Origin of the sequence: Nostoc sp. 'Peltigera membranacea cyanobiont' 232 (assembly GCF_002245985.1) — a bacterium.
Taxonomy (GTDB): domain Bacteria; phylum Cyanobacteriota; class Cyanobacteriia; order Cyanobacteriales; family Nostocaceae; genus Nostoc.
In genome coordinates this window covers 14489-27093 of the sequence record NZ_NOLK01000053.1, presented here as the reverse complement: position 1 = coordinate 27093, position 12605 = coordinate 14489, and the positions used below count along the sequence as shown (strand labels likewise).

At 39.0% G+C, this 12605-nt stretch carries 2 protein-coding genes; both read right to left on the bottom strand.

Annotated elements, in window-relative coordinates; translation table 11 throughout:
* Nucleotides 1-27: 27 nt before the first annotated feature.
* Nucleotides 28-957: a class I SAM-dependent methyltransferase gene (locus CDG79_RS18730; protein WP_094343471.1), complete on the bottom strand. Its 930-nt coding sequence runs from the start codon at nucleotides 955-957 to the stop codon at nucleotides 28-30.
* An 80-nt stretch (nucleotides 958-1037) separates the two neighbouring features.
* Nucleotides 1038-12590, bottom strand: coding sequence for a type I polyketide synthase (locus tag CDG79_RS18725; RefSeq protein ID WP_189525043.1), 11553 nt, complete (start codon nucleotides 12588-12590; stop codon nucleotides 1038-1040).
* Between the last annotated feature and the right edge of the window lie 15 nt (nucleotides 12591-12605).

Here is a 12605-nt window from a genome sequence, read left to right as displayed (position 1 = left end):
TTGCGATTTTTTATTCTCTGGAAATATCTAATTGGGTTTTTCCCCTGAAAATAAAACATAATCATCAAATGCCATAAACCAACCCCTATCTCTCGACCAAGCCTCAATTCCTGGATTATCTTTCTGGAGATCGATCGCTATATCGTGTTTACTAATTTGTTGACCTACCTGGGTAAAGTAATGAACAGCTGCCGGAAAAACATATTCGCTAATTGGTATGGCTTGAATATTTAAAAATCCATGCTTTTTGAGTTTTTCGACATAAATATGTTGGTCATATTGGTTGGCAAAGGGAATACACATTTTATTGCTATTGACGCGCAGCCAAAAGTTAATCTCTCGTCCGACTCTAGGCAAACAATCTGCTAATGCTAGTTTGCCACCAGGACGCAAAACTCGAACTGCTTCTGCAAAAAAATCCTCACGGGTATTGAAATGAAAAGCACATTCTAAAGCTGTAACTTTATCAAAAGAATTCTCTGCAAAAGGCATTTCTGTTGCCGAACCTACCTGAAGATTTATTTGTTCCGCTAGTCCTGCCCTAGCTACTCGTTCTTTAGCAATTTCTACTTGTATTTCTGTAGTATTTATACCAGTAATTGCGCCCACATTGTTTTCACGCATCCAGAGGATATCTTGTTCAGCAAAACCGAAGCCAACATCCAAAACTTGGTCTTTAGGGCTAAGTTCGGCGATTTCTCCTAATTTACGGGCTAAAGCGGCACAAGCTCCATTGTAAGTTGTTTCTTCTTGCCAATAGCCAAAGTTGAGCCATTGGGGAATATTGGGATTGTTAAGATCCCTATCTCGTTTAGCTAAACCTGTGTAAAGTTCAGATACCTTGAATTTGTCTCGTAAAAACCATATTTCTTTAACTGGATTCTGGATAAATTCTTTGATGATTATCCAACGATTTCGCCATTCATAGTTGAAAGGAATTTTGCCAATATTTTCCACAGTTATACTCTCCTATTTGTACAATAAAACTTTTCACTCTGCTGAAGTTTTGCTATCTTATAAATGGTTAGTCTCAATATTCATTCACCATATTTATCAAGCTCTGCTAACTTTTGATTAAGTAGTATTGCCAGTTCATCTTCATCAAGGCTGTCATAAGGGTTTAGAGCATCTGTTTGTGAGTTTACTTTTACCTCAAATTCGATACTATCAGCTAATATTTCTTCCCTCAAATAATTACTCAGACTTGTGATATTAGGATAGTCAAATATCACAGATGAAGATAAAGCGCAAGCTAAATTACTTTCTAACCTATTTTTAAATTCTAGTACCATTAACGAGTTTAAACCTAACTCTAAGAAAGAAGTTTGTTGAGGAATCACGCTAGTTGCACTTAATCCAGTTACCTCCCGTAATACTTGCTCAATCCCTTGGGATAAAGTTGTTGCTCTCTCATCTAGAGATACAGATTTTAACTGTTCTAATAATTTTGCATCTTGGTTGTTTTCTTTTGGTGTGATTACTTCAGCAAAGAACGGTTGGTTAATATTGAAAGCTTGATTAAAAGTAGACCAATCAATATCGATAATTGCTCCTTGAGAAACGTTGCCTAAAATCAATTGACTGAGATATTCTAGAGCAGTATCAGAAGACATACTTTCAATACCCCAACTAGCAAAACGTTGTTTGTGAATTTCATTACCTGTATCCCATGCTCCCCAATTAATGCTGATACCTGGTAATCCTAAATTTCGCCGTTGCTGCATTAAAGCATCCATAAAAGCATTAGCAGCAGCGTAACTACTTTGACCGGGTGAACCGAGTATTACAGCAGCCGAAGAAAAGGCAATGAAAAAGTCTAAAGATAGATTGCGGGTGTAGCGGTCTAATAATAAAATACCTTCTACTTTGGGACGCATAACATTTTGATATCTTTCCCAATTTTGATTGACTAAAAGACCATCATCTAAGACACCAGCCGCGTGAATTACCCCGCGTAAAGAAGGTAAATCTGTGCCAAAACCAAAACGAGAGAAGATTTGTTCTATATCTGCTGGTGAGGTTATATCAGCGCCGATAATTGTAATCTGTGTACCATTTTTAATTAATGAAGCGATCGCTTCTGGTTGAGACTTAACATTGCGGCTACACAAAACTATATGACTAGCACCCATCTTTGATAGCCACTCAGCCATTAGCAAGCCAAGTTTACCCAAACCTCCAGTAATTAAATAAGCTCCTTCTTTGCTAACTAGCTGCTGTTTTTGTGCTGTAGGAATTGTTGCATATACTAACCTTGCTCCATAGCGGTTTCCTTGACGTAAAACTAGGCGCGACTCACTGCTTGAAGTGTGTAATTCGTTGAACAAAAATTCAGCTTCATCAGGTTCTACTGTGGGTGATAAATCCAAACATACACAATGCATTTGGGGATATTCGTTATTAATTACTGCTCCTAATCCCCATAATCCTGACTGTTCAGGTCGCAAGTCAGTCTCAGCTAGCACTTGATTTGCACCGCGAGTTAGTAACCATAAATCAGGTAATTTTTTCCACTTAGCTGTGATGCTTTGGATTAAGTGCAATGCTGCATTACAACTCTTGTAAACTGTATCTGCTTCCCAAGCAAAAATCACCCCTGTAGGAAATTCTCCCGATGGATATGCTTCTTGATATAAACGCTCAAAATCAGATTTCTGAGATGGATTGATTACAAAATCATGTTGAGAAGGGGATTTATAATCATCACCTATTTCCACAGTAATGACTTGCTCTCCAGCTTTTTTAAATAAATTTACTAACTGACTCAAAGCTGTATCATGATGTACAAACACTAACCAAGAATTGTTAGTATTTGCTGTAACAGTTAAAATTGAATTCAGCTTTTGCCATTGAACTTGGTAAAACCAATTTTTTTCAGTTTCTTGCCATAAACGTTGTAAAACTGTTGGATTAGTTCGGCGTGCAACTAAATCTGTAAACCGAGCGCAAAGCTGTTCTTGTTCATCAGAAACATCTACGTCTACAGACATTTCACCGTTAGCATCAGATTTAATATAAATGTGCGCCCAAGCTTGAGAACCAGGATTTTCAAAGAATTCTAATGAAGAGAAACCATAAGGTAAATGCAATTCCTTACCGTGAATTTCTGGGAAAGCCGCGCCAATACTTTGCAAGCAAGCATCTAGAAGCACAGGATGCAGGCAATAGCGCTGATCTACTAAACTGCTATCAATACTAATCTTAGCTTGAGAACCATTTCCTAAATAGCGTAATTCTTGAAGAGCTTGAAATTCCTTCCCATAGCTAATTCCCATCTGCTGATAAAGCTCATAAAATCGAGAGATAGAAACAGATTCCCCTCCGTCTGCGTCTCTGCGTCTCTGCGTGAACTTTTCATATTCATTTTTAGCTTTAATCTCACCACTAACATGAAGAACCCACTTATCTTGTGATGAATCATTACTAAATATCTCAAAACCATAGCCAGATGATTTTTTTTGTTTAAAAATCATTTGCAACGTAGTTGGAGATTGAGATAATACTAACCCCTGATGAATTGACACATTTTTTATAGTTAAACCATTACTAAATATTTTTTGGCTAGCTGCCAAAATCGCTTCAATAAAACCCGTAGCCGGAAATAATATTTTTCCAAATACCTTGTGTCCTTCCAGATATTCTGGATTTTCAGAACTTATGTCTCCCTCAAAAATCATTTCTCCTGTAGCTAGCTTTTTAAAATCACTAATAAAAGGATGTAACTGAGTTTTGAGATCAGCTATAGCAAATTGTGAATTGGACAACCAGTAGTGTTCTCGTTGGAATGGATAAGTAGGTAAAGTAATTCGCGCTCCTTGTTTCAATACTTCTGTCCATTCTATAGAATAACCATTAACGAAAAGTGTTGCCAAACTTCTGTACATTTGGGCTTGCTCATCTTTTTCAGGTACAATACTCGGTAGCCATAATATTTTTTTAATTTGAGAAGTTAGTCGCGCCATCCCAATCAATACAGGTTTTGGCCCCAACTCCAGAAAACAGCGATAACCACTGTCAATTAAGAATTGAAACCCTTTACCAAAATGCACAGTGCTGCGAAGATGTCGTAGCCAATAATCGGGAGTAGCGATTTCTTTACCAATTGGTTTACCTGTAACATTGCTAATAATAGTCAAGCTTGGCTCATGGAAAGAAATTCTATTTAAAATCTCAGCAAACTCATCAAGGATTGGCTCCATTAAAGCAGAGTGAAAAGCATGAGATACTGTTAATCGTCTAGTTTTATAACTTTGTTGTATAAAAAGTTTTTCTAGTTTATTAACAATTTCATTCAAGCCAGAAATTACAGTAATTGCACCATTGGCGGCGGCAATATTAACTTGATTGCTATATGGAGCAATATAGGTTGTTACTGTTTCATAATCGGCATAAATTGCCGCCATAGCTCCATTGGGCGGTAGTTCTCCCATTAAGTGACCGCGTTGGGTAACTAATTGCAGAGCATCTTCTAAAGAAAATACTCCAGCTAAACAAGCTGCGACATATTCACCAATGCTATGCCCTAAAAGTGCTGAGGGTTGTATTCCCCAAGATTGCCATAATTTAGCAAGTGCGTATTCCAGGGAAAACAGCGCTGGCTGTGTAATTTGAGTTTGTTCGAGCAAGTCACTATTTTGCAATTGAAAGATTAAATCTAACAGCGATTTTCCTAAAATAGGTTGCAGGATTTTGTCACAAATATCTAGAGTATTTTTAAAGACAGATTCTTTGTTATAAAGAGTTTGTCCCATCCCTGAATATTGAGAACCTTGTCCTGAGAATAGGAAAGCTAAATTTGATTGAGTTTCTGATAAAATTGGCGTAATTAAATTATCAGAATCCTCACCTTTTTGGAAATCAGCAAGTGCTTTTTGTGCTGTGGTAATTGAATCGGCTAAAATACATAATCGATGGCGAAAAATAGCCCGTCCTGTACTGGCAGTAAAACAAGCATCGCCTAATTTGACAGATTCATTTAAAACGGATTGATAATTTTTTACTAGCTCTTTGAGAGATTTTTCAGAACGAGTCGAAAGAGGCAAAAGATAAAGCTGATTATCGGATTTGTGTGAAGAATTAGATGCAATTTCTCCCAGAATAATATGGGCATTAGTACCACTAAACCCAAAGGAACTTACTCCCGCGATTCGTTCTCGTTCACTAGGATGCCAGTTTTTACCATGTACTGGAACCTCAAAAATATGAGAACTCCAATCAAAACGAGGGTTAGGTTTTTCAAAGTGAAGATGGGGAGGAATTTTATGGTGTTGCAAAGCTAAAACAGTTTTGATTAACCCAGCAATTCCGGCTGCACCTTCTAAATGTCCTAAATTAGTTTTGACAGAACCAATAATTAAAGGCCGATTTTGGGGGCGATCGCTAAAAACCGCAGCCATACTTTCTAATTCAATCGGATCTCCGATCGCAGTACCAGTACCATGAGCTTCGATAAAATCTATTTGCTCTGGTTTGAGTTTCGCTATATTCAGTGCTTGATGTAATAATTTTTCTTGAGCATCACCATTGGGTACAGTCAGCCCACTACTGGGGCCATCATGATTCACGGCTGTACTGTAAACTCTAGCTAAAATGCGATCGCCATTTTTAACTGCTTGACTCAACCGCTTGAGAACAATTATCCCGCAACCTTCACCCCTTACCATACCGTTGGCGCTAGCATCAAAAGTTTTGCAACGTCCATCAGGCGCTAGCATCTGAGCGCGACTTTCAATTAAGGAAATTATCGGGGTTAAAATTACGTTGACACCACCCGCCAAGGCAATATCACATTCACCGTTACGCAAGGCATTACAAGCCAAATGTACTGCTACTAATGAAGAAGAACAAGCAGTATCAACCGTCATTGATGGCCCTTGCAAGCCAAGTACATAAGAAAGACGACCGGCGGCTACACTTACAGAAGTTCCAGAACCAGTATAGGCGTTGATTGCTTCTGGAGCATAACTCAATTGTGCATAGTCTTGAGTCATTGCCCCCACAAAAACCCCAGTTTGACTGTTGCGTAACTGTTGGGGATTTTGACCGGCAGATTCTAAAGCTTGCCAAGTAGTTTCTAATAATAAACGTTGCTGCGGATCTATGGCGACGGCTTCGCGGGGGACAATTCCAAAAAATTCGGCATCAAATTGATCTATTTGCTCTAGAAATGCGCCGTAAGGAGAATATATTTTTCCTGGTATATTTGGATCGGGATGATACCATGCTTTCATATCCCAGCGATCGCCTGGAATTTCTCTTACTGCATCTTTCCCCTGTTCTAAAAGTTGCCAGAATGATTCCAAATCATTTGCACCGCCAGGAAATCGGCAAGCCATCCCTACAATGACAACTGGATCTTCTTCTTGTTGTGGTTTTTCTGAAGAAGCTTTTTTAACTTCTATTTGAGTGACTTCTTCTATTAACTTTTGTACAGGAATTTGCACCTCAGAGATATTTAAAACTTCTTGCAGTAGATAATCTGCTAAAGTTTCGACGTTGGGAAACCGAAAAGTAATTGTTGTGGGTAGAGAGCAATTGAAATCTGTTTGTAGAAGATTGCGAAGTTCTGTAGAGGTGAGCGAGTCCATCCCCATATCAAAAAAGCCTTGTTGGGGAGAAACTATTTCATCGCTTGATAATGCTAATACAGTGGAGACGCGTAAACTAATGTGGTTAATTAGCAAATCTCGACGCTGTTTTACAGGTACTGTTTGCCATTGTTCTAAAATATTTGATGCAGTTTGAGATTTAGTTTGTACTTGAGGTAAGAAGTTTTGATAAAAGCTTTGCTTAATATAGGGGAAACGTTGCCAATTAATTGCAATCACACCAGCACGCACAACCTTGTTAAACAAGATTTTTTCTAAAGTATGAAGTGCTAAATCAGGTGCGATCGCATCATAACCTTTGGCTGCTAATCTTTCTAAGACATTGCGATCGACTGCTGCACCAATTTCGCTCCACGGCCCCCAATTGATAACTGTTGCAGGTAAATTCTGTGCATGACGATAATAGATAAAGGCATCCTCAAAAGCATTTGCAGCCGCCGCATTTGCTTGTCCCGCCGAGCCAATTAGCGACACAGCAGAGGTATAACAAACAAAGAAATCTAAAGGATCGTTGAGGGTTAATTGATGAAGTAGCCAAGTTCCTTTTACTTTGGGTGCGAGAACATGGTTAAAACGTTCTGGTGTGAGTCGCAGTAATGTTGTATCGTCTAAAGTGCCGGCGATGTGGAAAATCCCTCGTATAGGATACTGCGATCGGCATTCTTGTAGTAAAATATGCAGTTTTTCTGCATCTGTGACATCAACATCTTTAATTTTGATATCTGCGTTAAGCGATTGCAGACTTGTAAGAATTTCGGGTGTGAGAGCATTTGCACCACTACGACTACACAATACTAAATGACGAGCGCCACGTTCTATCATCCATTTTGTGGTGGCTAAACCTAATCCGCCTGTGCCACCAGTAATTAGATAAAAGCCATCTTGACAGAAATTGATGTTTCCATCTTCTAATTTTCGCTCTATTAAACGCGGAGCAAAGCGTTCATTTCCGCGCAAGGCTACGCGGGGTTCTTGGGTATCGCTGTAGATTTCTCGGAGTAATTTTTCTTCTAAATCTTGTTCGTGAGGATCTAAATCTATGGTTCTAAAATTTAGTTCAGGATGTTCTAGTACTAGGCTTAAAGCAATTCCTAATAAGGAAGATTGTGCTGGAGATGTGAGGGTTGCTAGTTCTTTGGCTGGTACGGAACCTTTGGTGATGAGAATAAGCGCGGGAGGATTTTCTTGTTGTAATAATGCCTGAATTAAAAAGAGGAAACGCTGACAATGAATTTCTACTGCTTGATAAATTTCACCTTCTATTTCTTCCAATGCCCAAAAGTAGACAATTTCACGAGTTTCTGGGGTTAGGAGTTTTTGTAATATTAATCGGTAGTCCTCGGCGTTACCCCGATCAATTTCTTCAGGTAAGATTAAAGAACAAGCAATGCCTCGCTGTTGTAATGGTGTGATTAAAGTTTGGGCAATTCCTTTAGTGTCCGCAAATATTAATTCATGAGATATAGATTTCAAGAGACTATTTGTTTTAGCAACAATTACACTTTGTTGTAATAGGTTGCATGTCTCTGGGTTGATTGGTTCAATAATATTAGTTTCTGCAAACCCATGATTAGCAAGTAAATTTTGCCAATGTTTTGTATCTACTAAGGGATAACCAGCACGGAGTGGATCTTTACTACATAACCACCATCCTTCTGTTAAACCAAAGGTTAAATCTATCCAACGCCGTGTGCCGGTACTTTCTAATAGTATTAGTAGGGCGTTGGGTGCGCTTAGGGATTGTACGTGTTGGAGGGTTTTGTCTATATCTGCTGTTGCATGGAGGACGTTGGCGGCAATAATAATATCAAAACTTCCTGGCAGAAAATCTTGACTCAAGGGATTTTTTTCTATATCTAATATTTGATATTTTATGAAGGGATAATAGCTGAAATTTTCTTTGGCTCTGGTTAAGAATCTAGAGGAAATATCGGTAAATACATATTCGATTTGACCGCTATTTAAATACGGTAAAATTGCAGTGGTGGCTGATCCTGTTCCACTTCCAATTTCTAAAATTCGGATCTGACGATTTGTTGGTAAATTTGCTACTGCACATTTAATAGTTTCTGCAACTAGTTGATTCATTAATTTAGCCCCAGCCGCATCAGAATATACAGATGCGATTGCATTTAAATCGCCTTGGGGAAATAGTAGTTCTAATGGCTCAATTTGGCGACGCATTACAGCCGCTAAAGCTGAACCACAACGTTCTATGAGGTTGATTTCTGCAAGGTAATTGGGAAATTCGCTGCAAAGGTGTGGAATTTGTAATTGAGATGAAGATGTACTAGGTTCTTTTGTTAATAACCAGCCATCTTTTTGCTGAGTAATAATTCCTTCTTCGGCTAGGATGGCGAAACAGCGTGATAATAAGGGACGATAAAAATCAACTACTCCACCTTGAGCCGCAATCTGTTCTTCTTGATAAGTTTCACCTAATTTCGGTTCCCAGTTAAGCTTTTTTAAACCTTCCCATATATAACTTACGCTTAAACTTTCCATCTCACCCAGCAAGCGTTCATATTGACGCAATTTATCTGCTAATTGCTGTTCTAATTGCTCTGGTTGGATTTGAGTTTTAATGATATCGGGAGTAAGTAAAAAATCTCTTCCATCGGGTAATAAGGGTGGTAAGGGAATCCATTCCTCTAGATAAGATTGAGCTTGCCTTTCATGGCGAATAATTTCTTGGCGTTGAACTGATTTGAGTTCAAATCCGGTAATGGCTACTAGTAATTCGCCTTGTTCGGAATAAATATCAATATCAGAGCTAATTAAATTATGAGAATTCTTAGTTACTCTAACTGCACTGATGACGCTATCACTTGGAGAGCGGAAAAATTGGAATTTATCAATGCGGATTGGGACATAAGTTGAAGATGAATCTTGCTCAAATAATATAGCTGCGATCGCCTGAAAACAAGCGTCAAGCATTGCTGGATGAAAATGATAGTTTTTCGCTGCTAAACGTAGATTATCAGTTAACTTAATTTGAGCGATCGCACTATTTTTACCACGCTGAAGTTTATTGATTAGTTGAAAGCTACTACCGTAATTTACTCCAGATTTTTGGTATGTTTTATAAAATGAATTAATGTCAAGCTGTTCGGGAGATTCCGCTTCTATTTCTTCTAGATTTTGGGTAGTTAAATTAATTGATTTTAACTTCTCAATTTCTCCAGAAACGAGTACATCCCAACTATCGCCAGCTTGATTATATATATGAAAATTTTCTTTTTTAGAGATTTTATGCTCAATAATTAATTGTAAAATATTTTCCGTATCTCGAAGTAACAAAGCTTTATGAAATTCAATTTTTTCTAACCTAACTGCTTTGCCTTCTCCCGCAGCTAGCGCCATTTCCATAAATGCTGCACCTGGAAAGATAGCTCGATCAAAAACTTGATGTTCTGCCAAAAATGCTGGATTGTGCTGACTAATACTAACTCGATATTGAATAGAAGATAGAGGAGAGGGTAGGCGATCGCCTAATAAAGGATGTGCATAGTTATGACAATTAACAGGAGTTACCCAATAGCGTTTGCGGATAAAAGGAGAATTTGGTAAACTAACATTCTGCCCTGGTCGAGAGCGATGAAATTCTTGCCAATTAATATTTACCCCTCTTACATATAGTTCTGCTACAACAGCTTGCATTTGCTGAGAATTGCTACCATCTTGAGCTAAACTACATAACCAAAGGATTTCACTCCCAGGTAAATTTTGACGACCAATATTAATTAGACTAGGCTGAGTTCCAATTTCGAGAAATATTTGATAGCCCATCTGATGGAGAGTAGCAATTCTTTTAGCAACATTATCTGATTGACGCAGTTGCTGCACCCAATAAGCAGCAGTTTTAATAGAACTACCAACAACTTCACCATCAGAAATTAAAGTCAGTTGAGGATTATGATAAGAAACTTCTTCAGCTATTTTTTGAAAAGTTAAAAATCCGTCCTCCCCAACCTTTTGATTAAACAAACGAGCGCGACTTGCAACCAACTTAACAGCATCTTCAACAGAAAAAACTCCAGCTTGTTGAGCCGCAACATACTCACCCAAACCAGAACCTAAAATCGCCGAAGGGCGAATTCCCCAAGACTTCCAAAGTTCACAAAGAGCATATTGCAGAGCAAATAAAGCAGGTTGCACATATAAATCTTGATTTTGCTCAAGTAACTCTTCTAGAGAAAAATTTAAATAACTTTGGAACAAGCGATCGCATCGAACAAACGCCTCACGAAATACAAGTTCTTCCCCCACACCAGGAGAGATCACTTTCTCATCATTACAGAGAAAAGCAATCTTAGTATTTCCTTGCGCCTCACCACAAATAACTGCACTTCTGCGCCTCTGCGTGAAATTCCGAAGTTCCTCCCGAAAACCGTCAATACTAGAAACTAACAAAGCTAGTCGTTGTTTATGCTGAAAACGACCTGTATTTAAAGAAAAGGCAATATCATTTAAATTTAAATCATTATCAACATAGTCAATAAAACGATCCGCCAACAGATGTAAACGCTCTTCATCTTTAGCAGACAAGGTAATTAGTATAGGAAATGTTGTTTGAGCCGGAGACTGTACTTGAGGAGGTTCGCTCAAGATTACATGAGCATTGGTTCCCGATGCTCCAAAAGAACTGACTCCCGCAGCTTTTATCTTGCCATTATTGACAGTCCAGGGACGAGTTTGTGTCACCACATCCAGGGGTAAACTGTCCCAATTAATATGAGGGTTTGGTTTTTGGAAATTCAGATGAGCCGGAATTTCCGAATGATATATAGATAATACAGTCTTGATTAAACCAGAAATCCCCGCCGCCGCCGCTAGATGACCGAGATTTGTCTTGATAGAACCGACTAACAAAGGTTGGGATTTAGAGCGATTTACACATAAAGCATCAGCGATCGCTTTAATTTCAATAGGATCTCCCAAAGCCGTACCAGTGCCGTGAGCCTCGATATAATCAATGACATCGGCACTCAAACGCGCATCATTGAGAGCTTCACGAATTAAATCTGTCTGCACTGGCCCATTAGGAACTGTAAAACCGCCACTTGCACCGTCATTATTTACAGCTGTTCCCCGAATTAAAGCCCAAATGCGATCGCCATCTTCTAAGGCTTCACTCAACTTTTTTAAAACAACAACTCCACAACCTTCACCAATTCCAAACCCATCAGCGCTTGCATCAAAGGTTTTGCACCTACCATCAACAGCTAACATCTGATTTCTGCACAATGCGATTGGCACTTCTGGTGTGAGAATCAAGTTCACGCCTCCCACCAAAGCTTGTCTACATTCCTGCGATCGCAAAGAACGACACGCTAAATGAATCGCCACCAGCGAAGAAGAACAAGCCGTATCCACAGCCAAACTAGGGCCGTTAAGATTCAACAGATAAGAGATGCGTCCCGCAGCAGCATTTATATGATTTCCAGAGATATGATAAGCACCAACTGTGCTATAATCTCCCCCTGGTGCAATCAAACGAGTATAATCATTATTGGTAATTCCAATAAAAACCCCAGTTTTGCCAGTTCTAGAAGTAGGCGCAGCCATAGCAGCATCTTCCAACGCTTCATAGGCAACTTCTAACAGCAACCGTTGCTGAGGATCAATATGCAAAGCTTCTCTCGGTGCAATCCCGAAAAATTGCGCGTCGAACATCGAGATATCATTGAGAAAACCGCCTTGAGACACGTAGATTCTACCAGCTTTCTCACGATCTGAATCATAAAAATCAGAAACATTCCAGCGATCGCGCGGTATATCCCTCAGCGTATTACCACCAGCTTTGAGAAAAGACCAAAACGCCTGGGGAGTAGAAATATCATTACCAAAACGACAACCCAAACCAACAACTGCGATCGGTTCACTTTGTTTAGCTTCAACAGCCTTTAATCTCTCTTTCGCCTCATTCAGCGCCTTAAATATCCTAGCTTGGACAGCCTTATCGTTATCTGATATATCCATATTAATTACGAATTA

Excerpts from the sequence above, each read along its gene's own strand:
- CDG79_RS18725 (WP_189525043.1), bottom strand. The coding sequence starts at position 12,590 with ATGGATATATCAGATAACGATAAGGCTGTCCAAGCTAGGATATTTAAG.